The 26,540-nt window shown below is 64.2% G+C and carries 30 protein-coding genes; 10 read left to right on the top strand and 20 right to left on the bottom strand.

The window, feature by feature from the left end:
• The first annotated feature begins 5 nt into the window (after positions 1-5).
• Genes ACE3OA_RS08605 through ACE3OA_RS08615 form a run of 3 tightly spaced genes read left to right on the top strand, consistent with a single transcriptional unit; the run spans position 6 to position 1,398 of the window.
• Positions 6-503 (top strand): DUF3828 domain-containing protein, encoded by a 498-nt coding sequence (locus tag ACE3OA_RS08605; RefSeq protein ID WP_374310011.1) that lies wholly within the window; start codon positions 6-8, stop codon positions 501-503.
• 5 nt (positions 504-508) lie between these two features.
• The gene (locus tag ACE3OA_RS08610; RefSeq protein ID WP_374310013.1) at positions 509-838 is read left to right on the top strand and encodes a putative quinol monooxygenase; all 330 of its coding nucleotides are present in this window, start codon (positions 509-511) and stop codon (positions 836-838) included.
• A 47-nt stretch (positions 839-885) separates the two neighbouring features.
• Complete coding sequence (locus ACE3OA_RS08615; RefSeq protein ID WP_374310015.1) at positions 886-1,398, top strand: PAS domain-containing protein; 513 nt, start codon at positions 886-888, stop codon at positions 1,396-1,398.
• On the opposite strand, the gene ACE3OA_RS08620 is transcribed toward ACE3OA_RS08615, so the two are convergent.
• The 5 genes from ACE3OA_RS08620 to ACE3OA_RS08640 form a co-directional block, all read right to left on the bottom strand.
• Entirely contained in the window at positions 1,384-1,884 is a 501-nt protein-coding gene (locus ACE3OA_RS08620; RefSeq protein WP_374310017.1) for a PAS domain-containing protein, read from the bottom strand. The genes ACE3OA_RS08615 and ACE3OA_RS08620 overlap by 15 nt on opposite strands.
• 169 nt (positions 1,885-2,053) lie before the next feature.
• On the bottom strand, positions 2,054-2,932 hold the full coding sequence (locus ACE3OA_RS08625; protein ID WP_374310019.1) for an alpha/beta hydrolase: 879 nt from the start codon (positions 2,930-2,932) through the stop codon (positions 2,054-2,056).
• Between the two features lie 74 nt (positions 2,933-3,006).
• Positions 3,007-3,777 (bottom strand): SDR family NAD(P)-dependent oxidoreductase, encoded by a 771-nt coding sequence (locus ACE3OA_RS08630; RefSeq protein ID WP_374310021.1) that lies wholly within the window; start codon positions 3,775-3,777, stop codon positions 3,007-3,009.
• A gap of 61 nt (positions 3,778-3,838) precedes the next feature.
• On the bottom strand, positions 3,839-4,843 hold the full coding sequence (locus tag ACE3OA_RS08635) for a LacI family DNA-binding transcriptional regulator (RefSeq protein WP_374310023.1): 1,005 nt from the start codon (positions 4,841-4,843) through the stop codon (positions 3,839-3,841).
• Positions 4,844-4,849: 6 nt separating this feature from the next.
• Positions 4,850-5,728: a phytanoyl-CoA dioxygenase family protein gene (locus ACE3OA_RS08640; RefSeq protein WP_374310025.1), complete on the bottom strand. Its 879-nt coding sequence runs from the start codon at positions 5,726-5,728 to the stop codon at positions 4,850-4,852.
• 230 nt (positions 5,729-5,958) lie between these two features.
• On the opposite strand from ACE3OA_RS08640, the gene ACE3OA_RS08645 reads away from it, so the two are divergent.
• Entirely contained in the window at positions 5,959-7,164 is a 1,206-nt protein-coding gene (locus tag ACE3OA_RS08645) for an MFS transporter (RefSeq protein WP_374310027.1), read from the top strand.
• Positions 7,165-7,177: 13 nt separating this feature from the next.
• Here the strand turns inward: ACE3OA_RS08645 and ACE3OA_RS08650 are convergent, their stop codons facing one another.
• The 4 genes from ACE3OA_RS08650 to ACE3OA_RS08665 all read right to left on the bottom strand — a co-directional run bounded on the left by ACE3OA_RS08650 (position 7,178) and on the right by ACE3OA_RS08665 (position 12,346).
• Positions 7,178-8,191 (bottom strand): diguanylate cyclase domain-containing protein, encoded by a 1,014-nt coding sequence (locus tag ACE3OA_RS08650; protein WP_374310029.1) that lies wholly within the window; start codon positions 8,189-8,191, stop codon positions 7,178-7,180.
• Positions 8,192-8,437: 246 nt separating this feature from the next.
• Complete coding sequence (locus tag ACE3OA_RS08655) at positions 8,438-9,379, bottom strand: DMT family transporter (RefSeq protein WP_374310031.1); 942 nt, start codon at positions 9,377-9,379, stop codon at positions 8,438-8,440.
• 137 nt (positions 9,380-9,516) lie between these two features.
• Positions 9,517-9,951 carry a hypothetical protein gene (locus ACE3OA_RS08660; protein WP_374310033.1) on the bottom strand — a complete coding sequence of 145 codons (435 nt, stop codon included), beginning with the start codon at positions 9,949-9,951 and terminating at the stop codon, positions 9,517-9,519.
• A gap of 307 nt (positions 9,952-10,258) precedes the next feature.
• Positions 10,259-12,346 carry a methyl-accepting chemotaxis protein gene (locus tag ACE3OA_RS08665; protein WP_374310035.1) on the bottom strand — a complete coding sequence of 696 codons (2,088 nt, stop codon included), beginning with the start codon at positions 12,344-12,346 and terminating at the stop codon, positions 10,259-10,261.
• Between the two features lie 415 nt (positions 12,347-12,761).
• On the opposite strand from ACE3OA_RS08665, the gene ACE3OA_RS08670 reads away from it, so the two are divergent.
• A complete protein-coding gene (locus tag ACE3OA_RS08670; RefSeq protein ID WP_374310037.1) occupies positions 12,762-13,406 on the top strand; it encodes an HD-GYP domain-containing protein in 645 nt (214 codons plus the stop codon).
• 21 nt (positions 13,407-13,427) lie between these two features.
• Here ACE3OA_RS08670 and ACE3OA_RS08675 read toward each other — a convergent pair whose 3' ends face one another.
• Positions 13,428-14,603, bottom strand: coding sequence for an MFS transporter (locus ACE3OA_RS08675; RefSeq protein ID WP_374310039.1), 1,176 nt, complete (start codon positions 14,601-14,603; stop codon positions 13,428-13,430).
• 154 nt (positions 14,604-14,757) lie between these two features.
• Here ACE3OA_RS08675 and ACE3OA_RS08680 point away from each other — a divergent pair, with 154 nt between their 5' ends.
• From ACE3OA_RS08680 to ACE3OA_RS08690, 3 genes are all read left to right on the top strand, one after another.
• Positions 14,758-15,462 (top strand): DUF1223 domain-containing protein, encoded by a 705-nt coding sequence (locus ACE3OA_RS08680; RefSeq protein ID WP_374310041.1) that lies wholly within the window; start codon positions 14,758-14,760, stop codon positions 15,460-15,462.
• Positions 15,463-15,565: 103 nt separating this feature from the next.
• Entirely contained in the window at positions 15,566-16,822 is a 1,257-nt protein-coding gene (locus ACE3OA_RS08685) for a sugar-transfer associated ATP-grasp domain-containing protein (protein WP_374310043.1), read from the top strand.
• Positions 16,823-16,928: 106 nt separating this feature from the next.
• On the top strand, positions 16,929-18,188 hold the full coding sequence (locus ACE3OA_RS08690; protein ID WP_374310045.1) for a sugar-transfer associated ATP-grasp domain-containing protein: 1,260 nt from the start codon (positions 16,929-16,931) through the stop codon (positions 18,186-18,188).
• Positions 18,189-18,230: 42 nt separating this feature from the next.
• On the opposite strand, the gene ACE3OA_RS08695 is transcribed toward ACE3OA_RS08690, so the two are convergent.
• Positions 18,231-18,644: a VOC family protein gene (locus tag ACE3OA_RS08695; protein ID WP_374310047.1), complete on the bottom strand. Its 414-nt coding sequence runs from the start codon at positions 18,642-18,644 to the stop codon at positions 18,231-18,233.
• 313 nt (positions 18,645-18,957) lie between these two features.
• Between ACE3OA_RS08695 and ACE3OA_RS08700 the strand changes: the two genes are divergently transcribed.
• Positions 18,958-19,440, top strand: a complete 483-nt coding sequence (locus ACE3OA_RS08700; RefSeq protein ID WP_374310049.1) for a DUF1772 domain-containing protein — start codon at positions 18,958-18,960, stop codon at positions 19,438-19,440.
• Between the two features lie 5 nt (positions 19,441-19,445).
• On the opposite strand, the gene ACE3OA_RS08705 is transcribed toward ACE3OA_RS08700, so the two are convergent.
• The 7 genes from ACE3OA_RS08705 to ACE3OA_RS08735 form a co-directional block, all read right to left on the bottom strand.
• Complete coding sequence (locus ACE3OA_RS08705; RefSeq protein ID WP_374310051.1) at positions 19,446-20,306, bottom strand: sigma-70 family RNA polymerase sigma factor; 861 nt, start codon at positions 20,304-20,306, stop codon at positions 19,446-19,448.
• 2 nt (positions 20,307-20,308) lie between these two features.
• Positions 20,309-20,755 carry a carboxymuconolactone decarboxylase family protein gene (locus ACE3OA_RS08710; protein ID WP_374310053.1) on the bottom strand — a complete coding sequence of 149 codons (447 nt, stop codon included), beginning with the start codon at positions 20,753-20,755 and terminating at the stop codon, positions 20,309-20,311.
• A 78-nt stretch (positions 20,756-20,833) separates the two neighbouring features.
• Entirely contained in the window at positions 20,834-21,478 is a 645-nt protein-coding gene (gene alkB, locus ACE3OA_RS08715; RefSeq protein WP_374310895.1) for a DNA oxidative demethylase AlkB, read from the bottom strand.
• Positions 21,478-22,167 (bottom strand): 2OG-Fe(II) oxygenase, encoded by a 690-nt coding sequence (locus ACE3OA_RS08720; protein WP_374310055.1) that lies wholly within the window; start codon positions 22,165-22,167, stop codon positions 21,478-21,480. Before ACE3OA_RS08720 ends, alkB begins: the two co-directional genes overlap by 1 nt.
• Positions 22,164-22,874 (bottom strand): methylated-DNA--[protein]-cysteine S-methyltransferase, encoded by a 711-nt coding sequence (locus tag ACE3OA_RS08725; protein WP_374310057.1) that lies wholly within the window; start codon positions 22,872-22,874, stop codon positions 22,164-22,166. Before ACE3OA_RS08725 ends, ACE3OA_RS08720 begins: the two co-directional genes overlap by 4 nt.
• 82 nt (positions 22,875-22,956) lie before the next feature.
• Entirely contained in the window at positions 22,957-23,367 is a 411-nt protein-coding gene (locus ACE3OA_RS08730; RefSeq protein ID WP_374310059.1) for a DOPA 4,5-dioxygenase family protein, read from the bottom strand.
• A gap of 2 nt (positions 23,368-23,369) precedes the next feature.
• A complete protein-coding gene (locus tag ACE3OA_RS08735) occupies positions 23,370-23,981 on the bottom strand; it encodes a LysE family translocator (RefSeq protein WP_374310061.1) in 612 nt (203 codons plus the stop codon).
• Between the two features lie 155 nt (positions 23,982-24,136).
• Between ACE3OA_RS08735 and ACE3OA_RS08740 the strand changes: the two genes are divergently transcribed.
• On the top strand, positions 24,137-24,739 hold the full coding sequence (locus ACE3OA_RS08740) for an endonuclease/exonuclease/phosphatase family protein (protein ID WP_374310063.1): 603 nt from the start codon (positions 24,137-24,139) through the stop codon (positions 24,737-24,739).
• Between the two features lie 21 nt (positions 24,740-24,760).
• On the opposite strand, the gene cls is transcribed toward ACE3OA_RS08740, so the two are convergent.
• Both cls and ACE3OA_RS08750 read right to left on the bottom strand, forming a co-directional pair.
• The gene (gene cls, locus ACE3OA_RS08745) at positions 24,761-26,179 is read right to left on the bottom strand and encodes a cardiolipin synthase (protein WP_374310066.1); all 1,419 of its coding nucleotides are present in this window, start codon (positions 26,177-26,179) and stop codon (positions 24,761-24,763) included.
• Positions 26,176-26,514 carry a hypothetical protein gene (locus ACE3OA_RS08750; RefSeq protein WP_374310068.1) on the bottom strand — a complete coding sequence of 113 codons (339 nt, stop codon included), beginning with the start codon at positions 26,512-26,514 and terminating at the stop codon, positions 26,176-26,178. Before ACE3OA_RS08750 ends, cls begins: the two co-directional genes overlap by 4 nt.
• Positions 26,515-26,540 lie beyond the last annotated feature (26 nt).

Below are 26,540 nucleotides of genomic sequence, written 5' to 3' on the forward strand. Positions count from 1 at the left end.
TATTCATGCTGAACGGATTGCTGCGCTCGCTCTTCCTGGCCGCCGGCCTGATCATTGCCGGCTGCGCCGCGCCTGGACCCCAGGCCTTGGCAGAGGGGGGCTTTGCCAGCCCCCAGGATCTCTTGAACGAGCTCTATGGTCACTATGCCGACAAGCCCGCCGGCAGCGGCGTGGATCTCGGCGATCCGGCCATGGTGACGAAATATTTCGCTCCCGATCTGGCGGCAAAGATCGACGCGGATTTCAAGCAGGCCGCAGCCGCCAACGAGATTCCGGCGCTCGACGGCGATCCCTTCGTCGGCGCGCAGGATTGGCAGGTGACGGACCTCGCCATCGCGGTGGCGAAATCGGCCGAGCCGGACAAGACGATGGCCGTGGTCAAGTTCAAGAATTACGACGAGCTAAAAGAACTGAAACTGTCCCTGGCTAGGACCGACGCCGGCTGGCAGATCGTCGATATCGATTGGGGCTATGATAAATTGTCGAAGATTTACGGGGAATGAGCCCAATGCCCAGCTCAAACCCGCCCAGCTCAAACTCGCCCAGTTCAAAACCGCTCACCATCATCGCCCAGGTCCAGGCACATCCCGGCAAGGAAGCGGAATTGCTGGCGGCCCAGCGCGAGCTGGTGGCCGGCGTCGTCAAGGAACCCGGCTGCATCCGCTATGAATTGCATGTCTCCAACGAGAAGCAGGGCCGCGTCATTTTCGTGGAGAGCTGGGCGAGCTACGATCTCTGGCAGGATCACATGAAAGCCCCGGCCTTGGCCGCCTTCCGCGCCAAGGCCGGCCATCTCGTCGCCGAAACGATTCTCGACCAGATGACCCCGGATCTCTAAGGGAAGCGGACTCGACAGATGCCCCGGCTTCGGGTCATGCTCAGGACATGAGCCTGCAGCAGGAACCGACCGGCAGCATCGGGCAGTTATTCAGTTACTGGCGCGGCCTGAACAACGGCATGGCGCCGCAGCGCGCCGATATCGATCCGGCTGCCATCAAGAAGCTGCTGCCCTTTCTCTACATCGTGCGCTACGAGACCGAGCCTTTCCGGGTGCGCTACATCCTCACCGGCACCGAGGTTGACCGCTGGAATGATTTCAGCCTGACCGGCCGCTATGTCGATGAATTTCTGGCCGCCGACAAATATGGCGCCAACCGCATTCTGCTCGATTGCTACCATCAGGCCTGGGAGACAGGGCAGCCGGTGTTCGGCAGCTACACTTGGCCCACGCGCGCTGGCTACAAGCTCGAGGTGAAGTTCGGCATGTTCCCGCTGCGGGTCGGCGCGATGATCAGCCAATGCCTCGCCATCGAAGACTATTCCAGCTTCCCGCCCGACATCGCCACCGACGGCATCCCCTTTCCGGACCCGGCGAAGGCTGCTTCAAATTCGCCCTGAATCGGTGGGCGTGCTTCTTTCCTGAGGAAGGAGCAGGACGACCAGCATGGCGATTTCGGCCGGATTGTCCGAATCGGCAAGGGGCAAGGTGAGCGCGTCGTAGGACAGTCTTTGATTGTTCATCACCAGATCGCGCCGTGCATAACGCGGGATACGCGCTTCCACCGCGGTCCGATAGAGCTCGACCACATAGGGCGCATAGTCGGGCGGCAGCAATTCGTCGGCATATTTGCCGGTGTAATCCCCATCGCGGAAGAAATTGATCAGCGCGGTGCCATAGAGCCGAAAGCGGAAGCGCATCGGGTTACGCTCGACATCGACCAGGATCAGGTGCCCCAGCGCATAGGCAAAATCGAGCGGATCGAGATCGGCTCGCGTCGGCATTTCACGGCTGCCCTTCTTGGCTCGCCAATAATCGAAGAAGCGCCGCAGAATCGATTGGGGAAGGCCCTTGGCGAAAGCATCGGCATCGAAATCTGTCTGCATGCCTGCCGACCTTTCTCGACCCCGCCGCTTGCATGCGCGCGGCGCATGACGCCGTCCTGCCGTTCCTTGACCGGGTCGAAGGGAATCATAGGCGCCCCACCGGCGAGCGGCAAGATTTGCGCGAAGGCCCGCAGGATCAGGAAGAAAAGCTTAGTCGCGCAGCGGGCCTCTAGACGTTCCAACCGAGGCTGCGCATGAAATTCTCGACGCGGTCGGTATAGGCGCCGGGCAGGCCGAGCTCGCTGTTGATCTCGCCATGGCTCATCCGCTCCGGCTCGACCTGCATCTTGCCGCCCAGGCTGTTGACCTTCTTGGCAAGCGCCTTGTTCTGCGGGCAGGCGTCGGGCGAGCGCTGGCGGCAGATGCCGAGGAGCGGTTGCGTCACACCCTTGACGCGATGATAGGGCGATGCCGCTTCCCATTTTGCCGAATCGGTGCCGAAGGCTTCGTCATAGAGCTTGAAATGCTTCGCGTTCATGATCTCGGGCACGTTCATCGCGCCGCTGTCGAGCGAGATGGTGCCCTTCCACAAATGCGCACCTTTCCCGGTGGCAATCTCCGGCGCGCTGTTGATGAGCGTCACCAGATGGGCACCCGCCGAATGGCCCATCAGGATGACGTTGTCGGCATCGCCGCCCCAGCCGGGCGCCATTTCCTGCACCTTCACCAGGGCCGCCGCGACGTCGTCGGCCTGAAAGACAGGTTCCAGTTCGGGCATCATGCGATAGTTGACGGTGACGAAGATGATGCCCTTGGGCAGCCAGCGCGCGATCTTGTTGTCGACGACGCGGCTCATATCCTTGTCGCCGCGCTTCCACCCGCCGCCATGCACCATGAACAGGATCGGCGCGTGCCTAGGATGGGCCGGCAGATAGACATCGAATCGCTGATCGCGATCCGGGCCATAGGCAATGTTCTTCTCGACCTTGGCGCCGGCCGGGAGATCCTGCGCAGCGGCCGGTGCGACGAGCAGCAGGGGTGCGACGAGCAGCAGGGGTGCGACGAGCAGCAGGCAGGCGGCGCAAAGGCCGGCAAGAAGCGACTTCACGGCAGGTACCCCCACAGGAAATGACGACGACTCCATTGTCTCCACGGCCGGCTCGGCAAAACCCTGCACAGAATCTATTGTGCAGTGTTGCCGCCATCGACCAGCATCGCATGGCCGGTCATGAAGCTGGCTTCGTCCGAAGCCACAAAGGCTACCGCCTGGGCGATTTCCTGTGGCTGGCCGACGCGGCCCATGGGAATGGACTCGCCGTTCTTCTTCAAGCCCTCCGCCGCCTGGTCGCCGCGATGCAGGATGCCGCCCACCAGCATCGGCGTTTCCACATCGCCGGGGCAGACGGCGTTGACGCGGATGCCTTGCCGCGCATGGTCGAGCGCCATGGCCTTGGTCAGCATCACCACCGCCCCCTTCGAGGCGCAATAGGCCAGTTCCCGCTTGCCCGCCACCACCGCCCAGTCGGAGGCGATGTTGACGATGGCTCCGCCCTTCCCACCCTTCTCGAACTGCGCCACCATCTGCCGGATGGCGGCACGGCTGAAGCGGAAGACGGCATCGACATTGACGCCCATGACGCGGGCGAAATCCTCGTCCGAGGTCTCCAGGATGTTGCCGCGATGGATGATTCCGGCATTGTTGACCAGGATGTCGAGGCGGCCATGATTCGAGACGGCCACCGCCACCAGACGATCGGCGAGACCCTTATCCATCACGTCGCCGGCGATGAAGGTGGCGCCGGTCTTGCTGGCGAGGGCCTGACCTGATTCCGCATTGCGTCCGGTGAGAATGAGCGTCGCCCCCTCTGCCGCGAAACGCTCGGCGATCGCCAGGCCGATACCCGACGTGGCGCCCGTCACCAGCGCCACCTTGCCGTCCAATCTTCTGCTCATGATACTTCCTTGCATATCGCCTGATTTTCCGTGGCGATCTTAGGCAAAAGCAGCGTTCCCGTCAGCGCTTCTTTGCAACGGAGTCGCGGATCACCAGTTCGGCCGACAGCATGATCTGCTCTTGCGGGCTTTCCTCTTCCTCGAAGAAGCGCTTGCGGATGAGGCGCATCGCCTGCTGGGCGAATTCCTTGACCGGCTGGCGCGCGGTGGTGAGGCCCGGGCGGAAGGCGCCGGCCCAGGGGAAGTCGTCGATGCTGGCGACCGAGATATCGTCCGGTACCTTGAGCTTGCGGTCGTGCAGCGCGCGCATGACGCCGATGAGCATGTTGTTGTTGGCGACGAAGATGGCACTCGGCCGGCGCGGCAGGTCGATCAGCGCCTGGGCTTGCGTATAGCCGCCGGCCTCGCGGAAATCGCCATGGCGGATGAAATCCGGCTGCAGGCGGATCTGTTCCATCGCCAGCGCACGTTCATATCCGGCCAGGCGTTCGTCGCTGGTGTGGTTGCCCTTCGGCCCGGCGATGATGGCGATCTGGCTATGGCCCTGGCCCAGGATATGCTGCGTGATGTCCATCCCCGCCATGACATTGTCGAGCGTGATGGTGTCGAAGGGCGTGTCGTCCCAGGCATTGTCGACCAGCACCAGCGGAATGTCGTCGGGCCAGTCCTTGAAGGTGTAATCCTGCCTGGCACCCGCCGGACACAGGATGACGCCGTCGACGCGCTGCTGGCGCATCAAATTGAGCATCCTGGTTTCGGTGGCAAGATCATAGGCGCTGTCGGCGAGGATGGTGGAATAGTCATAGGCCTTGGCCATCATCTCCACCTCGCGCACGAATTCGGTGAAGAAGGGGTTGCCGATATCGGGGATGACCAGGCCGATGAGGCCGGTGGCACCCGTGCGCAAGGACCGGGCGATGCCGTCGGGCTGGTAGCCGAGTTCCGTCACCGCCTGGTTGACGCGGGTCTTGAGTTCCGGGCTGACGAACCGGCGGCCGCTCAAACAGGCCGAAACGGTCGCCACTGAAACGCCGGCCGCCTCGGCCACATCGCGCATCGTCGCCATGACCGGTTACGCCCACCAATCCTTCGCAGCACCCGGCGCTCGTGCCGATTGCAGCATGGCGCCGGCCGCCATCGGCTCGATGTCGAGAAGATAGCGCTGCACATCGCTCATCCGCTCATAGGTCGAGGAGATAAGATGCTCGCGCTGCACCAGCTGCTGCGGCAGGTCGCGCCGGGTATAGGTGAGGTGCAGCACGCGGCGCCGCGCGCCATTGTTGTTGCGGGTGCCCGAATGCCAGATCGCGGAATTACAGATGATCACCGACCCAGCCGGCGCCGTCACCAGCACCTCGCCGGGATAGGGGGCGCCCGCATCCTTGGGCACCCGCACCTTGTCTTCCTCGGAAAGCGGCCGTGGCTGCCAGTCGAAGCGGTTGACGATCGAACAATTGAAGGGCGCCCAATGATGCGAGCCCGGCACGACGCGGGTGGGGCCGTTCTCCAGCGTCATGTCGTCAAAGCAGATGATGGCATTGAGGACCCACCAATCGCCGTCGAAATGCTTGGGCACATCGACATGGAGGTCCTGCTGCCCCTTGCCGTGCAAGGGCTCGCGCAGGTTGGCGCCGTGCACCTTGATCTCGCCCAGCAGATAGGCAGCGGCGGCGAGCACCGGCTTGATTTCGAGGCAGCGATCGAAGGCCTTGGATTTGTTGAAGATGTTGGAGACCCGGGGGGCGCCGGGTTCGATATGGACCTCATGCCCGCCCTCTGCGCCCTCGATGGCCGAGAGGGCGTCGAACGCCGCCGCCATCTCGCGGCAGGCACCAGCATCGAACACGTTCCGGCGCAGATAGAAGCCGGCCTCGTCCAGCTGGCGGCGCTCGGATTCGGTGAAATCGGCGCCCGTCACCCCTAAGTCGTGGAGGGCTCTCTTGGTATACATGGCATCTCTCCCGGAACGGCGCTTTTCGGGCCAGCTAATCGATTAGCTAATCGATTAGCTAATCGATTAGCTGGACCCTCTCACACCCCGCCCGGGGCTGGCAAGCGGCAAGTGCCCCATGCACCCGGCACAAGGTCGCCCGCGTCATTGGTATGACGAATTAACTTTCCTATTTTGCTGCATGTGCGAAGAATGCCGGCCACACCCTCTCGCCCTGAAACGGTCCCAAGATGGCCCTGCCGCGTTCGATCCTCGCTTTGTCCGCCGGATGTTTCGGCATCGGCACCACCGAATTCGTGGTGATGGGCCTGCTCCCCGACGTGGCGCGGGACCTCCATGTCGACATCCCGCAGGCGGGCCTGCTGGTCACCGGCTATGCCGTGGGCGTCGTCATCGGCGCCCCCATCCTCGCCATCCTCACCGGGCGGTTGCCGCGGAAGGGTGCGCTCCTCGGCCTGATGGGCGTCTTCATGCTGGGCAATCTGTTCTGCGCCCTCGCCCCCACCTATGACCTGATGCTGGCGGCGCGGGTCTTCACCGCTTTCGCCCATGCCGCCTTCATGGGGATCGGCGCGGTGGTGGCGGCGGACCTGGCGCCCAGGCATCAGCGCGCCCAGGCGATGGCGCTCACCATGGCCGGCCTCACGGTCGCCAATGTGCTGGGTGTCCCCGGCGGCACCGCTTTCGGCCAGGCCTTCGGCTGGCGCTTCACCTTCGTTGCCGTGGCGATCATCGGCGCCGTTGCCGCTCTCGCCGTGGCGCTGATGGTGCCGAAAATGCCGGCGCGCAGATCCGCCTCTCTGATCGGCGAGTTCCGCGTGCTGAAGCGCCCGCAGGTCGTGATCGGCATGGCGATGAGCGCGCTCTCCGCCGCGGCTATGTTCTCGGTCTACACCTATATCCGCCCGATCCTCACCGACGTCACCGGCATCGCCGCGACGTCGGTCACCTATGTGCTGGTGGTGTTCGGCCTCGGCCTCACTTTCGGCAATCTGGTCGGCGGGCGGCTGGCCGATTGGAAGCTGATGCCCTCGCTCATCGCCCTCTTCCTCGGCATCGCCTTGCTGCTCGCCCTCTTCACCGTGACCGCCGCCAACCCGGTGACGGCGATCGCCACGCTGATCGTCTGGGGTATCGCCGGTTTTGCCGTGGTGGCGCCGCTGCAGATGCATGTGGTGATCGAAGCCAAAGGCGCACCGAACCTCGTCTCGGTCCTCAACCATGCCGGCTTCAATATCGGCTGCGCCTCGGGCGCCTTCCTCGGCGGCCTGCCGATCGCCCATGGCCTTGGCTATCACAACGTGCCCTGGGTCGGCGCCGCCGTGGCTTTCGCCGCCTGCCTGGTCGGCCTCTTCTCGCTCTATCTGGCGAGGCGCCAGGGCAAGGTGGCTGAGTCTTATGAACCCGACGCCGTCGAAGCAGCGCCGGCGGAATGATCCGCCTGAAACGCTAGGGCGCCTGCCGCGCACGCTTGGCCTGATACATGGCCTGGTCGGCCCGATCGATAAGCGCTTCGATTTCGGTGCCATCTTCGGGGTAGAGTGCGATGCCGACGCTGGCGGAAAGCGGCATCACGAGATCCTCGAACGTGAAGGGCAGCCGGATCTCGTGTTCGAGCCGGTCGGAAAGATGCGCCACGTCCTGGCGGCTTTCCACCTCGGCCAGCACGACGCCGAATTCGTCGCCGCCAAGCCGGGCGGCCGTGTCGGACCGACGCGAGATGCGGGCAATGCGCGCCGCTATCTCGCACAGCGCCGCATCACCGGCGCGATGGCCGTGGCGATCATTGATCGCCTTCAAGTGATTCATGTCGATGCTGACAACGCCAACCGGCTTGCCGCGCCGCATTGCCAGAGAAACGCATTGCCGCAGCCGGTCATAAAAGAGCGCGCGATTGGCAAGGCCCGTCAGCGGATCATGCGTCGCCCGGTGATAGAGATCGTCGGGGTCATGCCGCGCGGCATGATACATGGAAGCGGCGATCAGCCCCGACATCAGTTCGAGCACGCGCCGGTGGCCACCACCGAAGGCCGCCACATCTGCGGAGGCAATCTTGAGCACGCCGACAACAATGCCTTGATGGCTGAGGGGGGCGACCATCATGGAGCGCACGCCGACGCGGCGGCAGGCATCGAGATCGACGCGAGGATCCACCTCACTGTCGTCGCATTGCAGGATCTGCCCGCTCTCGACACAGAGGCCGGAGAGGCTGCCGGCCCGCTTCAGACGCAGGCCAAGCTGCGATTGCGCGAGACCGCTGACGGCGCGATAGACCATATCGTCACCTTCGGCGAGTTCGACCACAGCGGCGGTGGCACCGGTCAATTTCTGGACGCGCTCGGCAACAAGATTCATGACGGCGCCGAGATCGAGACCCAATTTGGCAATCTCGGTCTGCGCATGGATGATCTCGACCAGTATCTCCGGTCGAGGTTCCTTGGCGTCCAGGTCAGTGATCATCATCCCCTCAATGCACGGGCAGCGTGCCGGTTCGGCACCACAGCCAGCAAAGTCGCTTGCACAGCGTAGCAAGATCGTCGGCGTTTAAAAGCGCTCGTTGCGGCGACACCTGCAAAAAGCTGCGCCAATGGGAATAAAAGGGAATAGCGCGAGCCCTTTTGCAGCGCGCCCGCGGCCCTGGATTGTCATCAGCAGCTCTTGTTGCGAGTAGGCAATCTCTCGCTGCGACTATTGGAGAAAGGTCACGCTTCAGCGCGTCGGTCTTGCGCGTTGCGCCAGCACGAAGGCGACGCCGCCCAAGGTTGCGAGGGAAGCGAGCAGCAGGCGCGGAGTCAGTTCCTCGGACAGCAGCAGCACGCCGCCAAGGGCCGCGATGGCCGGCACGGAGAGCTGCAGGGTGGCGGCGCGCATGGCGGGCAGCGACGGCAGGACCGCATACCAGACGACATAACCGCAACCCGAGGCGAGTGCGCCGGAGGCGATGGCCAGCATCACGCCGCGCGCATTGGCATGCACGGCATCGGGCGTCATGAGCCAGCTGCCCAGGCTCACCAGCAGCACCAGCGGCACCGCAGAGACAAAATTGCGCGCCGTCGCCGCCAGGGGATCGGTGGCGCGCCGGCCGAGCAGCGAATAGAAGCCCCAGGCGAGCCCGGCGACGGTCATCAGCAAGGCACCTAAGGGATCGGGCGCATGGAGGCCTGGCGAAACCAGATAGATGAGGCCCAGGACAGCCACGGCCAGGCCGATCCAGGAGAGCTGGGAGAATCGCTCACCCCCGCGCCGGGCCACGGCGAACATGGTGAGCTGCACCGCGCCGAAGAGAATCAAGGCCCCCGTCCCCGCCCCCAGCGACAGATAGGCGAAGGAGAAACAGGCCATGTAGAGAAAGAGCATCGCCGCCGAGCGCCAATTGCCCCAGAACCAATTGCCGGGGCCGCCACCCGCTTTCCGGCCGCGCAAAGCCACGATGGCAACGAGCATCACGGCGCCCGAGACCATGCGCAGGCTGGCAAAGCTCGCCGCATCGATCGCCCCAACCCCGATCGTCCCAGCCCCGATCGTCCCAGCCCCGATCGTCCCTGGCCCCAGCGCCAACCGGCACAACAGCGAGTTCGCCGCAAAGGCCAGCATGGCGACGGCGGCGAGAAGAGCGATGCGGAAATTTGACTTGTTCAAGACGGCGGTCACGGCGGCGAACCCTCAAAGCGAGCCAGCCGTCACCCTAAGCGCCCGTGCAAGCGGCGTAAACGGCGGCGCGAATAAATGGGGGATTCTCCCTATGTGGGCGGCAGGCGGATCGCTTGCCGACCGCCAGGAGAGCAACTTCACAAGGGGGCGTTCAGAGCCGACATGGTTTCCGGGCATTGAGTTGCGAAGCGCGATGTGTCGCCGGCACCGATCTCGTCGATGCCTTGCACCAGCAATTCAAACATTTTGCGCTCTCTCTCGTCCGGATCCTGCGATGGTGCGTAGAGCGGGTCCAACCTTGCCACGGTCTCGACACATCGCAGAACTTCATTGCGCAGGTCCCCGGACAATTCCAGGAGCCACGGATTCCGACGCACGCTCTCCTCGACCTCGGCTCGGACGACTCTCCCGCTATCCAAAAGCATTGGCGCTCCATCGGATATGGCGAGCGGGACGTTAGCGGCTTCCGGCGGGCCGTAGGCTTCCGATTGATAGCCACGATAGGGGTCGGATTGGCATCCGGCGACCACGAGAAGCGTGACGACCGCAACGACTGGGAGAATGAGCTTCATTGCTGGCTTTCGTGATTCTTGCGGAGCTCAACACCAGGCCTTGTAGCACGGAGATCTCCTCAGAAAAATGTCTGATGGATCGATACCGGAACTTGAACGAATGCGTGGATGCCCGCTTCCAGTGCGAGCCTGACAGCCGGGATGCGGCGTGTGCTTCTGAGGCCGTGGCAATGTCGCCCCCTCACCCCGACCCTCTCCCGCGAGGGGAGAGGGGATGAGGTGCCGGGGGACAGGGCGATGCAAAGGGGGATGCGGACTGAGTGCGGCCCCCCTCCCCCCTGAAGGGGGGAGGGGGAATGGTGATGGACTAGAGTGCCCGCACGGTTTTCAGGAAGGTGTCGACTTCGTGTTTCAGCCTTGCGCCGTTGCGGGCGAGTTCGGTAGCAGCGCCCAGGACCTGGGTCGAACCGGCGCTGGTTTGCTGCGAGGCTTGCGTGACACCGACGATGTTGCTGGAAACCTCGCCGGTGCCGGCAGCGGCCTGCTGGACGTTGCGGGAGATTTCCTGGGTCGCTGCCCCTTGTTCCTCGACGGCCGAGGCGATGGAGGTGGCGATTTCACTGACCCGGTTGATGGTCTCGGTGATCGAGCCGATTGCCTGTGCCGAGCTTTCGGTCGATTCCTGGATGGCACGCACCTGGCCGCCGATTTCGTCGGTCGCCTTAGCGGTCTGCATGGCGAGGTTCTTCACCTCGGACGCCACCACGGCGAAGCCCTTGCCGGCTTCGCCGGCCCGGGCCGCTTCGATGGTGGCATTCAAGGCCAGGAGATTGGTCTGGCTGGCGATGTCGTTGATGAGGGTGACGACGTCGCCGATCTTCTGCGCGGCACCGGCCAGCGCCGCCACCTTGGCATTGGTGTCGTCCGCCTGATTGACGGCACCACCGATGATGCGGGTGGATTCGGTGACCTGGCTGCTGATCTCGTTGATCGAGGCGGTAAGTTCCTCGGTCGCCGAGGCCACTGTCTGCACATTCTGCGTCATCTCTTCGGAAGCCGCGGCAACGGCGCCCGATTGCTGCGATGTTTCTTCCGCCGTCGCCGCCAAGGACTGCGCGGTCGACTGCAGCTGCGAGGCCGCCGAGCTCACTGAGCTCACCACCTCGCTGATGACATTGTCGAAGGCGCCGATCGCCTGGTCCATCTGGCGACCGCGCTCCAGCTGGCGTTCCTGTTCGGCCGCCTGGATCGCGTTCAACCGGTCGGTTTCGATCATGCTTTCCTTGAACACCTGCACGGTCTTGGCCATGTCGCCGATTTCGTCCTTGCGGTCCTGGCCTTCGACGGTGGCGGCGAGGTCGCGCGCCGCCAGACGCTGCATGATGCGGTTGAGCAGGCCCAGCGGCTTGACGATGGAGCGCGCGGTCAGAAGTGCTATGGCGATGCCGAGGGCGACGCCGCCGGCCAGCATCACCCAGGCCAGCGCCTTCATGAAGCCGGAAAGCTGCATCAGCTTGGCGGTGTCGCTGGCCATCAGGGCTTTCTGGTGGGTGGCGATGCCGTCCTTGCCGGCGCCTTCGCCGGCAAGCGGGCCGTCGATGAGTTCGAGCAGCTTTGCCACACGCGGCAATGCCTCGATCTTCAAGGTGGCGAGCGGCACGTTCCAGCCGGGACCACCGCGCAGTTCGACGATCTGTTTCGCAACGCCCTGGAATTCGGCGGCCACCTTGTTGAAGGTCTCGAAAGCCTGGGCCTGGCCGGAGGTGAGCAGCAGGGCGTTGGTCTTCACCGTGCCGGCCGCATCCAAGGCGCCCTGCCATTTATCGGCAAAGCCGGTCTTGAACTTTTCATCGCCGGTGGCGAGGAAGCCGCGCAGATCCGCGACCGAAGCGGTGAGACGACCGCGCGCATTGGCGATAGAGATGAGGAGCGCCTTGCGCTCCGGCGTGGCAGCGAGGCCCTGCTCCTCCTCGATCATGGCGGTGAGGGATTTCAGCAATTGCTCGACGCGGGGCGCCCCTTCATCGACCAGCAAGGTCGTGGCGGGCATGGCATCCGGCGTGCCGACGATGCCTTCCACCTTGTCCTGGACGCCCTTCAGCTCGGCGAGGATCGTCTTGAACTCGACCCATTTGGCCTGGTCGGCGGCGTCGGCGGTCGCCGGCAGGAGACCGTCGATGGCACCGGCGGCCGCAGAAATCTGGCCCCAGGCATGGGCGCGCAGCTGCTTCTGTTCCGGCTGGCCGGTCAGCATGTAGCCGCGCAAGGCGGCGAGCGCGCCATTGAGCGCGGTCTTGATTTCGTTGGCACTGTTGACGACAGGCGCGCGCTGGCCGATCACCAGCCCCGCATTGTTGACGACCGAGGTAAGGCTCCACACCATGCAGCCGCCCAGAATGGCAACGACGGCACAGATGACCCCAAAACCGGCCAGCATCTTGCTGGTAATCCGCATGACCCACTCTCCTTGTTGCTCCATTAGCCATTTCCCGGCCGACACACCCCGCACCGGGAAAGTCACCGCAGTAATAATTACTGCGTACAACAAGCAATCGTGGGATCGCCTTCCTTAAATTTGTATTTAAAGTGCTTCTTTTCTTGCATACCTAAGTTTCCCACGCGATTCCTTAGGTATTTCGTCATAGTATTATTGGCGGGACCGAACAAGTTAAGGCGGCGGGACGGGGCTCGGCGCGCCATCACGGCAGCCGAGGGATGGGCCGCCTGCATCCCAGCCGCCGGACAGTTGTGACATCTTGCTCGGCCGGCAGGAACGCACCGCACGTTTAAGGCGTTGGCAATACCAGCCGGAGCACCCTTGACGGGCGTAACGAAAGGCGCACCCACTGCGAGGCTTACAACTTTTGTCGATGCTGAACGACAGCCGCCTGCCCCTTGCCATTGCCTGCCTCACCCGCGCCGAGGCGTGCCGCGATTTCGTGACCAATTCCCATGAGCGGCGCGTGGCCCATGTCGTCTATACGCTGGCGCGGGAAATCGGCCTCGATGCCGGGACAGCCTATGACATCGCCCGCGCCGGCATCCTGCACGATATAGGGAAGCTCGCCGTGCCGCTCGATCTGCTGCGCAAGGCCGGCCCCTTGTCGAGCGCCGAGGTCGATTGCTTCAAGACCCATTCGGCGCGCGGGTACGATATTCTGGCGACACCCGACGACAAGCTGGTGCAGCTGGCCGCCGACATTGCGCTTCATCACCATGAACGCCATGACGGTACCGGCTATCCGCACGGGACGAGCGGTGACGATATACCGCTGCCGGCGCGGATCGTCGCCATCTGCGACATCTATGACGCCCTGCGCGAGGACCGGCCTTATCGCGCCGGCATGTCGCACAAGGCGGCGATGGATATCATCGTCAATGGCGATCATCGCACCCGCCCATCGCATTTCGAACCGCGCATCTGGCAGGCCTTCCAGGCGATCAGCGAGGATGCACGTCATCTGTTCGACAGCGTGCCGCCAGCCTCGGGAGTGGGCCCAGCGCCGCTATCCTAGGGCTGGCACAACCCTTGGGCATCAACCTTGGGCGCGCGGGCCGGTAACGCGGCGGGCGCTCACGGCGATGCTGAGCATCAGGAGACCGATGAGGCCGAAGGCGAGGCTGAGGCTGCTGGCCCTGGCGACGAAACCGATCACGGCGGGACCCAGCAGGATGCCGGCATAGCCGATCGTCGTGATGGCGGCGACGGCATGGCTGGGCGACATCACCTTCTGCGCGCCGGTGGCGGTGTAGAGCACCGGCACGATGTTGGAGGCGCCGAGGCCGATGAGCGCAAAGCCGATGAGCGACGCCGCATCGAACGGCACCAGGACAGCGACGGCAAAACCCAAGGCCACGACCAGGCCGCCCAGCAGCATGACACGGTAGGGCCCGAGGCCGGCGACGATGCGGTCGCCCCCGAAGCGGCCGAGCGTCATGGCGATGGCGAAGGCGGTATAGCCGGTGCCCGACAGCGCCCGGTCGAAGCCGCGCTGCGATTCCAGAAACAGCGCGCTCCAATCGAGCATGGCGCCTTCGGCAAGGAAGATGATGAAACAGAGCAGACCGATGAAGAGCACCATGCCGCGCGGCATGACAAACATGGGCGAGCGTTCGCCACCCTCATTGCCATAGGTGAGACTGTTGCGGCTGGAGAGCAGCAAGGTCACCAGCAGGCCAAGGCCGATGAGGAGTGTCGCACCGAGCGGCGTCACCCCCAGCCACAGCAAGGTGCTGACGCAGCCGGCGCCCGCGAAGCCGCCGACGCTGAAGCAGCCGTGGAAACCGGACATCAGCGGGCGCGTTGCTCCCTTCTCCACGATCACGGCCTGGATGTTCATGGCCACCTCCGAGGCACCGACGGCGGCACCGAAGACAAAGAGCGTGGCACCCAGCAGCAGCGCATCGTCAAGGAAGGCCAGGAGCGGCAACAATGCCGTCAGCACCAGGCCGGAGAGAAGAATGACGGACCGGCAGCCGAAACGCGTGGCGAGCGCGCCGGAAAGCGGCATGGCCAGGATCGAGCCGGCACCGAGGCACAGCAACAGCAGGCCCAGCCCGCCATCGTCGAGGCCGGAGCGGTGCTTGGCGAAGGGAACGAGCGGCGCCCAGGTGGCCAGCGCCACGCCGATGAAGAAAAACGCGAGCCGCGTCGCCCATTGTTCGGGCCGCCCGGGCAGGGCATGGCCTTGGCTGATTGTCGGCTGATTCACGGGAGTCACGCTGGCGGGTCAAAAGGGTCGCGCATAGTAAGGGCAGCCCACGCGCCGGATCAACCCGCCGCCTGCCAGGGACATGAGCAGGGCTGGTGTAACGCCCGGCGGGTCGGCGCCGTATTCCGCAACAGACAGCCAGCGGAAGGAATCGATGATGAGGCGCAATCTGATGCAGGTCATGGCCGCGGCGGCGCTGACGCTTGCCGGCGGCACAAGCCAGGCGGCGGCGGGTCCGGTGGTGGTCGAGCTCTTCACCAGCCAGGGCTGCTCCTCCTGCCCGCCGGCCGATGCCAATCTCATCGAACTGAGCAAGCGGCCCGATGTGCTGGCCCTGAGTTTCGGTGTCACCTATTGGGACTATCTCGGCTGGGAAGACACATTCGCCCGGCCCGAATTCACCGAACGGCAGATGGTCTATGAGCATCCGCTCGGCCATGCCGGCGCCTTCACCCCGCAGATGGTCGTCGATGGCCGCGCCGACGCGGTTGGGCAGGATCTCGACGAAATCGAGGACCTGATCGCGCAGGCTGCCGCGCGGCAGGCCGCCGAACCGGGCCCCAGCATCAGCCACAAGGACGGCGCCGTCGCGATCGGCAGCAGCGCGGCACCCGCCAATACCGCCGATATCTGGCTGGTGCGCTATGATCCGCGCCTGAGCGAGGTGCCGGTGGCGCGCGGCGAGAACCGGCGCCGGGTCCTGCCCATCACGCATGTGGTGCGGGAACTGACGCGCCTTGGCAGCTGGAGCGGGGAGAGCCTCGCCCTGGCCCTGCCGCCGGCACAAGCGGGCCTGGAGAGTGCCATCATCGTGCAATTGCCCCAAGGCGGCCCGATCCTCGCCGCAGCCAAGCTCTGAACGGCGCGGCAGGTTATCAGGTGACGGGACTTTCAGATGACGGGATGGGCCATTTCTGCTAGAGCCGAGCGGCGGAAAACTCTCGGCATGAGGCTGGCGACGCGTGAATACTCATCTGCTGGACGGCATCAAGGTCAGCGTTCAGAAATTTCCACCGCCTTTGCCTTTGGCCTGGGCCTTTCTGCCACCCGGTGAGGGTTTTGCCGCCCGGCTTCACAAGCTGCACTACCGACTGGTCTGGCGGAGCCTCACGCCGCTGCGCAAGCTGCAGATGGCCGGATTGCTGTTGCTGTGGCCGTTTCTGCTGGCCGTGCGCATCGCCCAGGTGACGCGGCGCAATGGTGCCATGGTGAAGGCGCGGACCGGCAAAGGCATCCTGCGCCAGGTGATGGAGCAGGTGGCGCTGGCAGCGCGCTTCGGATTCCGCCCGCAGGCCTATTACGTGATGGAGTTCTTCCTGCCCGAGCGCTATCGCGACGCCGGCGACTACATTCATCGATACGTGGTGAAGGATAGCCTCTATCGCCAACTCAAGGCAGACAGATTCTTCTCTCCCCTCACCGGCAAGGAGGGCTTTGCCGCCTATTGTCTTGAGCACGGCCTGCCCGTCGCCGCGACGGAAATGTCGCTGAGCGGCGGGCGCATCGACGGCGGCGCCACTTCACTGCCGCCGGCGGATCTTTTCATCAAGCGCACGCGTGGCCGTGGCGGCGCGCGCGCCGAACTCTGGGAATACCGCAACGGCCACTACGAGACTCGAGACGGCGAGCGCCTCGACCAGGACGCGCTGTTGGCACGCCTCATTCACCTCTCCTCCAAGGAACCCTATCTGGCACAGCGCCGGCTCATCAATCATCCGGACATCGCCGACCTGTCCCCGGGCGCGCTGGCGACCGTGCGCCTCATCACCGTCATGAACGAAAACGGGGCGTTCGAGGCCGTGCGCGCCGTCTTCCGGATGGGGCAGCGTGCCGACAGCATCGTCGATAATTTTCATGCCGGCGGCATTGCGGCCGCGGTCGATCTCGTCACCGGCACGCTGGGCCGGGCGACCGATTTCGGCCTCGCCCCCAGCATCGGCTGGCTCGACAACCATCCGACCACCGGCGCGCGCATCAGCGGCCGCACCTTGCCGCACTGGGCCGAGGTGGTAGCACTCGGCCAGCGCGCGCACGCGGCATTCGCCGATCGCATCATCGTCGGCTGGGATATCGCGCTGACCGACCGGGGCCTGCTGCTGGTCGAAGGAAATGCCGCGCCGGATGTCGACAACATCCAGCGCCCGCATGCGGGCCCGCTCGGCCCGACGCGCTATGGCGCGCTGCTCGCCTGGCACCTGCTCGAAAAGGCCGACCGCTAGGGCGCCAGGTGGTCCCCAGATGGTCACTGTCATCAAGCTTTCTCATGACCGGATTTCAGGCATCTGCTAGAGGGCGGCTGGATCAACGACGAAGAGATTCCAGTCCATGGGTGCCGGGTCGCTGAAAGGGATCAAGGTGACGGTGCAGAAATTGCCACCGCCGCTGCCTTTGGCCTGGGCCTTCGCATCGGGCGGCACCGACAGGGTCAAGCGGTTGCACAGAACGCATTACCGTGCCGTGTGGCGCAGCCGCGGTATGATCGGCCGTTTGGAACTTTTTGGCCTGCTGCTCTGCTGGCCGCTCATTGTCCTGGCACGCATTTGCTACACGACGCGGCGCAATGGCGCGATGGTTCGCGCGCGGACAGGCAAGAGCCTGTGGCGCCAGGCTTGGGAGCAATTGCTGCTGGCGGCGCGCTTCGGCATCGTTCCCGACTATTATTACAAGCTCGACTTCTATCTGCCCGAACATTTCGGCCAGGCCGCCCACTATGTTCAGCGCGGCGCCACCAAGGACTCGCTCTATCGACTGCTCAAGCCGGATGACACGGCATGGTCGCCGCTGACGGACAAGGTTGTCTTCGCGCAATATTGCCTGGCGCGCGACATTCCGGTAGCACCCATCGTCGCCTCGCTGCGCGAGGGTCGCATTGATGGGACTTTTGATGCCTTGCCGGCCGCAGACCTCTTCGTCAAGCGCACGCGCGGCCGGGGCGGCAGCCGCGCCGAATTGTGGCGCCATGCGGCGGGTATCTACCGCAACGATGGCGGGCTGGAACTTGATGCCGCCGCTTTCATGGCGCGTCTCGTCGCGCGCTCTACGCGCGAGCCCTATCTGGTGCAGCGCCGGCTGGTGAACCACCCGGCCCTGCGAGATCTGGCGCAAGGGGCATTGGCCACCTTGCGGGTGGTGAGCGCAATCGATGAAGGTGGCCGGCCCGAGGCGATCCGCGCCGTGTTCCGCATGCCGGCCAGGGCGGACAGCATCGTCGACAATTTCCACGCCGGCGGTATCGCCGCGGCGGTGGATTTGGCGACCGGGCGGCTTGGACCAGCGACCGATATGGGCCTCGCGCCGAGTACCGGATGGATCAACCGGCATCCGCTGTCGGGCGCGCAGATCAACGGCCGCATCCTGCCGCAATGCACGGAAATGGTGGCTACGGTGCTTGCGGCCCATAAGGCTTTTGCCGACCGCGCCATTGTCGGCTGGGATGTCGCCCTGACGGATCAGGGAATCGTCATCGTCGAAGGCAATGCCGCGACCGATACCGACATCATCCAGCGCTGTCACCGGGCGCCATTGAGCCAGTCGCGCTATCCGGACCTGATGCTCTGGCACCTCGACCGTTTGGGACGGCTTTAGGCGCCGGCGGCAGGCCGGTACACCCATCGATGCCGGCAGGCATTACATCTGCTTTTCGCAATTGACCATCCAGGGAATGCCGAATTTATCGGTGAACATGCCGAAACGGTGCGCCCAGAACGTTTCCGTCATCGGCATCGTGACGGTACCGCCGGCGCCAAGATCCTTGTAGATTCGTTCGGCCTCGGCCGGCGTATCGACGACGAGCGAGACCATCATGCCGCGTGTGTCGACATGGCAATCGGCCGGCGCGTCGGAGGCCATCAGCACCTGGTCGCCGATATGGATGCGGGTATGAATGATGAGGTCCGGATTACCGCCCGGCATCTGCGATTCGGCCGGCGCCTCGCCATTGCGCATCATCATGACGATTTTGCCGCCGAGGACTTTGGCGTAGAACTCAAAGGCGGCGCGCGCCTGGCCGTTGAAGGTCAGATACGGGTTGAGCTTGAGCATCGATGTCTCCCATTTCATTGGTTGCGATTTTGCCCTTGGACGGAGGCCCGCGGAGAGGATGAAGTTCATCGCCGGCGCTTTTATCCGGCAGCTGATCAGCGGGCGACCAGCAACGCAAAGCCGCCCATGGCCATGCGCGTCATGTCGAACGGCTGGTTCTTCTTTGCAACGGGCAGGACAAAACCATCGACATAACGCATCGCTTCCTCCGATTTCTTTTGCCAATTGGCATCAGCGATAAAGGTTGATATCAACATATTGACCGATTGTCAAATCTCGGGCTTTGCTTGGTGCCAATTTGAGGAAATGACCGATGCTGGGCACCCTTATCTTCCCGCTGACGCTGATCCTCGCCCTCGGCAGTGGCCTCATCGCCGGCGCGTTTTTCGCGTTTTCGAGCTTCGTCATGCAAGCCTTGGCGAAATTGCCGGCGCCGCAGGGCGTCGCCGCTATGCAATCGATCAATATCGCGGTGATCAATCCGCTGTTCCTTGGCGTTTTCATCGGCACAGCCCTGGGGGCCGTCTTGCTGGCAGCCCTGGCCATTATCCATGGCACGCCCGCCATGGGCCCTCTCCTGGCCGGCAGCGCGCTTTATGTCATCGGCTGTTTCGGCGTGACGATCTTCCGCAACGTACCGCTCAACAACGCACTGGCGCCGCTGGAGGCCCGCAGTGACGAGGCGGCAAGCCTCTGGACCCGTTACCTCAAGGATTGGGTGATGTGGAACCATGTCCGCACCATGGCGGCATTGGCGGCAAGCGGTGCGTTCATTCTGGCGCTGTGGGGAAACTGAACAGCCTAGAACGGCAGATGGCGCATCTTGTCCGGGTTGCGCATCACATAGATGGCCTTGATGCGGCCGTTTTCGATCTCGAAGGCCATGCTCTGCAGCGTGTCGTCACCTTCGCGGGTGATATAGCCGGGCAACCCGTCGATCATGCCCTGATAGAGAATGCGGGGTGCCGCGAAGCTCGGCAGGCGAGCGAGGCCGCCGAAGAAATGCAGCACCCGCTCCATGCCCTCGACCGGCCTGCCGGCGGCATTCTTCTTGCCGCCGCCATCGGAGAAGACCACCACATCGGCGGCAAGGACCTGGCGCAGGCCGGTGAGATCGCCCTGGCGGGAAGCGGTGAAGAAGGCTGCGGCAATATCGCGGCCCTGTTCGGGCGAGACCGGAAAGCGGGGCTTGGCGGCCTGTACGTGGCCTCGCGCCCGCGAGGCCAGCTGGCGGCAGGCCGCCGGGTCACGGTCGACCGCCAGCGCCACCTCGTCAAAGCTCATGCCGAAAACATCGTGAAGCAGGAAGGCGGCGCGTTCCAGCGGCGACAGGCGTTCCAGCGCCATCATCAGGGCAAGGGTCAGATCCTCCGCCTCCTCGCTGAGGTCGATATCCGGCTCGACCACCGGTTCCGGTAGCCAGGGGCCGATATAGGTTTCGCGCTGCACCCGCGCGGATTTCAGGTGATCGAGACAGAGCCGCGTCACCATGCGCGCCAGAAAGGCGCCGGCATTCTCGACTGCGGCGCGGTCGAGTTGATGCCAGCGCAAGTAAGCGTCCTGCACGACGTCCTCCGCCTCCGCCACCGAGCCCAGCATGCGATAGGCGATGCGGGTGAGACGCGCACGGTGCGGTGCGAAGCTGTCGGCAGAATCAGTCATCGTCATTTGACCGGATGGATGGTGTGGAAGCCAACATTGATGCGGTTCCAGCTGTTGATGACGGTGATGGCAAGGGTGAGCTGCACCTGCTCCTCCGGCGTGAATTGGGCGGCCATGGCCCGGTATTCGCTCTCTGACACGGACTTGCCGTCGAGCGTGGTCAGGGCTTCGGTCCAGGCCAGCGCCGCGCGTTCGCGTTCATTATAAAGCGGCGATTCGCGCCAGGCACTCAGCAAATAGAGACGCATCTCCGTTTCGCCCATGGCGCGGGCATCCTTTGTATGCATGTGCAGGCAATAGGCGCAGCCATTGATCTGCGAGGCGCGAGTCTTCACCAGTTCCAGAATCGTGTGGTCGAGGCCGCAGGTCTGCACATGATCGCTTAATGCCAGCATCGCCTGCATGGCTTTGGGGGCGGCCTGGAACGGGTTGAGGTGGGCTTTCATCATCGTCTTCCTGTCTGTTGCATGGGTTACGCAGACAAGACGAGCGGGCGGGCGCCGGTGTGACATCGGCGAGAGATTTTTTCAGCGCGCCCGGCGGAACGTGAGATTGAGGCGCCGGGCGCCCAACAACGGATGAGACCCTTCCTTCAGTGGGGCGATGCCGTGATAGCGCAACCGCGACTTCCCGCCCCAGACCACGACATCGCCATGGTAGAGGGGGATCCGCCGCGCCTTGTCGGTCCGCGCGAGGCCGCCCCACAGGAAGACCGCCGGGAGACCCAGAGAAATGGAAACGATCGGCTGGGTGAAATCGCCCTCGTCCTTGTCCTGGTGCAAGGTCAGCCTGGTTCCCGGCGTGTAGCAGTTGATGAGGCAGACATCGGCATGGAAACCGGGAAAGCCGGCCATGGCCGCCGCACGCGTGGCAAGATCGAGGAAGAGCGGCGGCATGGGCGGCCAGGGCCGCCCGCTCTCCGGATCCTGCGGGTCATAGCGATAGCCGCGCCGGTCCGACACCCAGCCGAAATCCCCGCAATTGGTCATGGCGACCGACATGCGGAAGCCGCCTGGCGTCACCAGGTGGCGAAATGGCGCCGCCGCCGCGATCCGGTCGATTTCGGCAAGGAGATCCGCCGCCATTCCTTCGGCAAAGCCACGCAGCAGCAGCGCGCCCTCGTCCAGCTTTTCGTCCTTGCGCTCAGGCCCATCGGCGAAGAAATCTTGCATCATGTGGCGTCGTGAAAAATGATACCCAGAGTATGGCGCCGACCGCCGGCCACCCGGCTGACCCCGTGGCGCAGATTGACGCGGTAGGTGCCGCGCGTTCCCTGCACCGGCCGATGATGCACGGCAAAGAGGACCGCGTCACCCTTTTGCAGCGGCACCACCATGGGGCGCGATTGCTGGCGCGGTCGCTGCTCGGTGAGGACGAATTCGCCGCCGGTGAAATCCTCCCCCGGGCTGGAGAGCAGGATGGCAAGTTGCAGAGGGAAGGCCAGCGCCCCGTAGAGATCCTGGTGCAGGCAATTATAGTCGCCCCGCCCATAGCGCAGGATGAGCGGCGTGGGGCGCGACTGGCCGGCGGCGTGGCATTGGGCGATGAAATCGGCATGGGTCGGCGGGTATCGCAGATCGAGCCCCATCGCCGCGTTCCATCGGTTGGCGATGGGCGCCAGATGCGGATAGAGCGCTTGCCTGATATCCGCCACCGGCTGCGGCAAGGGATAGGCGAAGTACTTATATTCGCCCTTGCCGAAGCCGTGGCGTTCCATCACCACGCGGCTGCGATAGGGCCCGTCATCGTCATAGGCGGCGACGCAGTCATCGCAATCCGCATGGTCGAGAAATCCTGGGAGGACAGCATGCCCCTCGGCATCCAGCGAGGCGCCGATGGAATTCCAGTCGCAAGCCGTCATGCCCGTGCCTCGGCGGCGAGCAGCTGCTGCTTGCGCGCAACGCCCCAGCGATAGCCGGAGAGGGCGCCGTCACCGCGCAGGACCCGGTGACAGGGGATAGCGACGGCAATCGGGTTGGCCCCGCAGGCCGAGGCCACGGCGCGCACCGCGTCCGGCTTGCCGATGCGCCCCGCCAGTTCGGCATAACTCACCGTCTGCCCCGCCGGAATACCGCACAAGGCATTCCAGACCGAGCGCTGGAATTCCGTCCCGCGCGGATCGAGCGGCAGATCGACTTTGGCCGACGGATCGGCCATCAACGCCGCTGCCTTGGGAAAGGCAGCGAGCGCCCCATCCTCGACAAGGCCCGCTTTCGGAAAGCGGTGCGCGAGATCGGCCTTGAGAACGGCCGCATCGTCGCCCAGCAACAGGGCGCAGATTCCATCCAGAGATTGAGCAACAAGCAGCTGGCCGAGCGCCGTCGGCCCCAGGCAATAGCGGATCACTTCGCGCGGCTGGTCGGGCCTGCAGCGCTTGCAGGGGCGGAAACCGGCTTTTTCCGCATCGGCGGCTGTCGGATGGAAGGCGACATTTTCCGGCCGCGCCGGGCGCGCCGCGCAGGAGGGCCGGCAATAGACGCCGCTGGTCCTGACTGAATAATAGAAGCTGCCATCGGCGCCGGCATCGCGCGCCAGGACCTGAGCCCAGCGGGGATCGTTTGCGATCATCTCTCATCCTTTCCATGTTGAATGGCGTTGGATGATATCTAGGCGCTGCCCATCGGCCTGCGCACTCCGCTTCTTGCGGTGATCAGGGCGACAGGGTCGGGACCGTGTTGGGCGCCCGCGCCTCTTCCGCCACCGTTTCGTCTTTCAGCATCTCGAGATTGACGAGCGGCAGGATCTCGCCCAGCCATAATCCTTGCGCGATATGATCGCTGAGCTCGCGACCCGTATTGGGGTGAATGAGCACGGCAAGGCCCTGGCGGTTGAGCATCAGCCAAGGCACGAAACCGGCGAAGGTCGGCACGTCGAAGCTGACCTGATACATCGGCCGGACATGGGGACCGACCAGCCGGTCATGGACGCGGCCGAGCGATACGGAGAAACGCTCAGAGATGAGGTCGCGCAGATCCATGGCGATGGCGCGTTGCTCCGGCCCGTCGAAATAGATATGGGCATGGTAGCTGGCAATCTCGGCGATCTTGCGCGGCCCGGTCATGATCAGCGCGTGGCCACCGCAACGGCGACGCCCGCCATGACGCCGCCCGTGGTGCGGTTGACCAGCTTCATCTGCTGCGGCGAGGCGATGAAGGCACGCGCCTTGGCCGCCAGCACGGCATAGATCATCATGATGGCGGAGAGGATGACCGCCATCAGCAGGCAGAGTTCAAGGATGGTGAGCCGGTTCATCTTCTCGAGCGCCACGACCTGCGGCAGGATGGCGAGGAAGAAGATCATCGTCTTCGGGTTTCCGACCGTCATGGAGAAGCCGGCCAAGCCTAAGCGCAACCCTTCGCCCTTGGCATAATGCTGCTCCTCGGGTGCGGCAGCCGGCGCGCGCCACAGCTTCCAGGCGAGATAGAGCAGGTAGGCGGCACCCACATATTTGATGATGGCGAAGACTAGATAGAAATTCTGCGCCAGCACGGTGAGTCCGCTGACGACCAGGCCGAACCAGAAGAGATCGCCGAGTACGATGCCGAGGATGAAGGGGATCGTGCGGCGATGCCCGGTGGCGAGCGCCCGGGCCACGACGGCCGCGACACCGGGCCCGGGCGACAGCACGGCCAGGGCATAGACACCGGCAAATATCAGCAGGGCCATGGGGGTCATGGGATGGGGCTCCGGTCGGGGTGGAGTTCGTTTCTAGACCAGAACCGGCCTGAAATCGACTCTCGGGAATCCGCGCCGTCCGGTTGCCGCGGAACCGGGTCGCGCGGTCACCCGTTCTTGCGCTAGGATAAACAAAAAGGGGATTTCGCGACCGAATGTCCAAGCCAATCAAGGTCATCAGCTGGAATTTGTGGCATCGGGGTGGGGCGCTGGTGGGGGATCTCGCCAGCCTGATCGACGCTGAACAGCCCGACCTCCTCCTCATGCAGGAAGCCAAGCGACCGCTCGAAGCCCTGCCGCAATTGGTTGGCGGGCATTTCCACTGGCAGGAGATGCAGCGGCGCGTCTATGGCCTTGCTTTCTGGTCGCCGCACGAGTTGGGCGAAGGGCATTCCGTGCCGCTGCCGATTTCACCCTTTCCGTTGCGGGTGCCGCCGCGCCTTTCACAGATCTTGAAGCTCGACGGCATCTCGATCGCCAATGTGCATCTGTCGCACGGGCAGGTGCTCAACCGCCGGCAATTGCGCACCATCGCCGAGGCGACGCACGGCCCCACCGTGATCATCGGCGATTGCAATGCCGTCGGACCGATTCTTCTGCCCGATTTCAGCGAGGTTGGCCCGCGTGACCCGACACACAAGCTGAAGACCCGGCTGGATCGCTGCCTGGTGCGCGGCTTGCATTGCAGCAGCGCCCGCGTGCTGCCGCGTGGGCCCTCGGACCATCATCCGATCGAAGTGCTGATCAGCCGCGCCTGACTTATCAGAGATCCTGACTTTTCAGAGATAGGGCAGCAGCAGCCGCGCCGCGCGGTCGCGCAGGCGGATGAAGAAGGGGCGGCGCTTCAATTGCTTCAGAGTGAAGGCCTTGCCGCGCTTGCGCTCGAACTCCTCGTCGATCTGGCGCGCAAAGCCGCGGTCGTAGATCTCCAGATTGATCTCGAAATTGAGGCGCATCGAACGCACATCCCAATTGGCGCTGCCGACCAAGGACCAGCGGCCATCGATGGTGAGCAGCTTGGAATGCTCGAACGGCTTGGGCGCCCGCCACAAGCGCCCGCCGGCAGCAAGCAAGGGTTCGATATGGGCCCGCGTTGCCCAATCAATGAAGGCGTGATCGGATTCGGCCGGTATCACCACGTCGACCGCGACACCGCGCATCGCCGCGAGAGAAAGGGCGGTAATAAGCCGGTCTTCGGGCAGAAAATAGGGCGTCACGATCTTGATCGATGCGCGCGCCACACCGATCGCCTGCTGGAACATGAATTCGATCTTGTCCATGTCCTGGTCCGGGCCGGAGGTAATGATGCGGGCCTGCGCCTGGCCATGAGCTTCGAGCGGCGGAAACCACAACTCGCCCTTCAACTCCTCGCCGGTGGTGAACATCCAGTCGGCGGCGAAGGCTTCCATGATCTGGGCGACAACCGGACCTTCGACCGAGAAATGCTCGTCGCGCACCGGATGTGCTGGCCGTTCCTTCAACACATTGTCGATGCTGATATTGATGCCGCCGAGGAAGGCCAGCCTACCGTCGATGACCAGAATCTTTTTGTGGCTGCGCAGATTGAGGAAGGTCATCCGCCAGGGCACGAAGGAGTGAAGGAAGCGCGCGACGTTGATGCCCTGCGCCCGCATGCGCCGATAGGCCGGCGAAAGCAGATAGCCGCTGCCGACACCATCGACGATGACGCGGATCTCGACCTGTCGTGCCTTGGCCGCAGCGAGGGCGGCGATGAAAGTCTGCCCGGCGGCATCGTCGTCGAAGATGTAGCTGGAAAGTGCAATGCTGGCGGTAGCACCTTCGATGGCGGCCAGCATCGCCGGATAGGCCTCGTCGCCATTTCTCAACAATTTTATGGTGTTACCGCCCTGCGTGGGCCGGTCGGTGATGCGTTCCACGGCCTGCTGCAGGGGTGCCAGATAGTCCCGCCGCGGGGGTGCTTCGGCATAGGCGTGGCGATGCAGGGCGCGCCGCCGGCGGCGGCTGATGCGCGATGCCTTGCGATGCACGCGGTTGACGCCAAAGAGAATGTAAAGAAGACACCCGACGAAAGGCGAGAGCCAGGCGAGGCCCATCCAGCCGACCGCCGAGCGAACGTCACGCTTGTAGAGAAGGACATGAAAGGTCACGACGCTGGCAAGCGGGATGTGAATGACGGAGAGCCACTCGCCCACCGAGCGGAAGATGTCGTCGTTCATCGGAACCATGCCGGGCGCCGCCGCGCCAACCAGTTGATGAAGCGATGCACGCAATGCTGCAGCAGCGGCACGTCGACAGCGAGCAGCAGCAAACCCAGCGGCAACATCCACAGGCCCAACACCGGAAGGAAGCCGAAGAAGCCGGCGGGGATGAGACAGAGGGCGACAGGCAAGCGCACCCAGCGCGCCCGCGGCCTGCGCATGCGGCGGATGAAGCGCGCCGCCCAATGCGGCAGGTGCCGGAGCAGCTTCTCGATATTCTCCTCCGCGACGGCAGCCGTTTCCGCCTGCGAGAGGTACCGCGCGTGCCTGGTGTCGCCGGTCAAAGGAATCATCCCTGCTGTGCCACTCTCCTTAACGG

The sequence above is a fragment of the Dongia sp. genome (genome assembly GCF_041906375.1).
Classification (GTDB): Bacteria; Pseudomonadota; Alphaproteobacteria; order Dongiales; family Dongiaceae; genus Dongia.

Excerpts from the sequence above, each read along its gene's own strand:
- ACE3OA_RS08735 (WP_374310061.1), bottom strand. The coding sequence starts at position 23,981 with ATGACCCCCATGGCCCTGCTGATATTTGCCGGTGTCTATGCCCTGGCC.
- ACE3OA_RS08730 (WP_374310059.1), bottom strand. The coding sequence starts at position 23,367 with ATGACCGGGCCGCGCAAGATCGCCGAGATTGCCAGCTACCATGCCCAT.
- ACE3OA_RS08660 (WP_374310033.1), bottom strand. The coding sequence starts at position 9,951 with ATGAAGCTCATTCTCCCAGTCGTTGCGGTCGTCACGCTTCTCGTGGTC.
- ACE3OA_RS08615 (WP_374310015.1), top strand. The coding sequence starts at position 886 with ATGAGCCTGCAGCAGGAACCGACCGGCAGCATCGGGCAGTTATTCAGT.
- ACE3OA_RS08645 (WP_374310027.1), top strand. The coding sequence starts at position 5,959 with ATGGCCCTGCCGCGTTCGATCCTCGCTTTGTCCGCCGGATGTTTCGGC.
- ACE3OA_RS08650 (WP_374310029.1), bottom strand. The coding sequence starts at position 8,191 with ATGATGATCACTGACCTGGACGCCAAGGAACCTCGACCGGAGATACTG.
- ACE3OA_RS08750 (WP_374310068.1), bottom strand. The coding sequence starts at position 26,514 with ATGATTCCTTTGACCGGCGACACCAGGCACGCGCGGTACCTCTCGCAG.
- ACE3OA_RS08620 (WP_374310017.1), bottom strand. The coding sequence starts at position 1,884 with ATGCAGACAGATTTCGATGCCGATGCTTTCGCCAAGGGCCTTCCCCAA.
- ACE3OA_RS08670 (WP_374310037.1), top strand. The coding sequence starts at position 12,762 with ATGCTGAACGACAGCCGCCTGCCCCTTGCCATTGCCTGCCTCACCCGC.
- ACE3OA_RS08680 (WP_374310041.1), top strand. The coding sequence starts at position 14,758 with ATGATGAGGCGCAATCTGATGCAGGTCATGGCCGCGGCGGCGCTGACG.
- ACE3OA_RS08665 (WP_374310035.1), bottom strand. The coding sequence starts at position 12,346 with ATGCGGATTACCAGCAAGATGCTGGCCGGTTTTGGGGTCATCTGTGCC.
- alkB (WP_374310895.1), bottom strand. The coding sequence starts at position 21,478 with ATGCAAGATTTCTTCGCCGATGGGCCTGAGCGCAAGGACGAAAAGCTG.
- ACE3OA_RS08610 (WP_374310013.1), top strand. The coding sequence starts at position 509 with ATGCCCAGCTCAAACCCGCCCAGCTCAAACTCGCCCAGTTCAAAACCG.
- ACE3OA_RS08725 (WP_374310057.1), bottom strand. The coding sequence starts at position 22,874 with ATGATCGCAAACGATCCCCGCTGGGCTCAGGTCCTGGCGCGCGATGCC.
- ACE3OA_RS08690 (WP_374310045.1), top strand. The coding sequence starts at position 16,929 with ATGGGTGCCGGGTCGCTGAAAGGGATCAAGGTGACGGTGCAGAAATTG.
- ACE3OA_RS08740 (WP_374310063.1), top strand. The coding sequence starts at position 24,137 with ATGTCCAAGCCAATCAAGGTCATCAGCTGGAATTTGTGGCATCGGGGT.
- ACE3OA_RS08720 (WP_374310055.1), bottom strand. The coding sequence starts at position 22,167 with ATGACGGCTTGCGACTGGAATTCCATCGGCGCCTCGCTGGATGCCGAG.
- ACE3OA_RS08695 (WP_374310047.1), bottom strand. The coding sequence starts at position 18,644 with ATGCTCAAGCTCAACCCGTATCTGACCTTCAACGGCCAGGCGCGCGCC.
- ACE3OA_RS08605 (WP_374310011.1), top strand. The coding sequence starts at position 6 with ATGCTGAACGGATTGCTGCGCTCGCTCTTCCTGGCCGCCGGCCTGATC.
- ACE3OA_RS08700 (WP_374310049.1), top strand. The coding sequence starts at position 18,958 with ATGCTGGGCACCCTTATCTTCCCGCTGACGCTGATCCTCGCCCTCGGC.
- ACE3OA_RS08710 (WP_374310053.1), bottom strand. The coding sequence starts at position 20,755 with ATGATGAAAGCCCACCTCAACCCGTTCCAGGCCGCCCCCAAAGCCATG.
- ACE3OA_RS08640 (WP_374310025.1), bottom strand. The coding sequence starts at position 5,728 with ATGTATACCAAGAGAGCCCTCCACGACTTAGGGGTGACGGGCGCCGAT.
- ACE3OA_RS08705 (WP_374310051.1), bottom strand. The coding sequence starts at position 20,306 with ATGACTGATTCTGCCGACAGCTTCGCACCGCACCGTGCGCGTCTCACC.
- ACE3OA_RS08635 (WP_374310023.1), bottom strand. The coding sequence starts at position 4,843 with ATGGCGACGATGCGCGATGTGGCCGAGGCGGCCGGCGTTTCAGTGGCG.
- cls (WP_374310066.1), bottom strand. The coding sequence starts at position 26,179 with ATGAACGACGACATCTTCCGCTCGGTGGGCGAGTGGCTCTCCGTCATT.
- ACE3OA_RS08630 (WP_374310021.1), bottom strand. The coding sequence starts at position 3,777 with ATGAGCAGAAGATTGGACGGCAAGGTGGCGCTGGTGACGGGCGCCACG.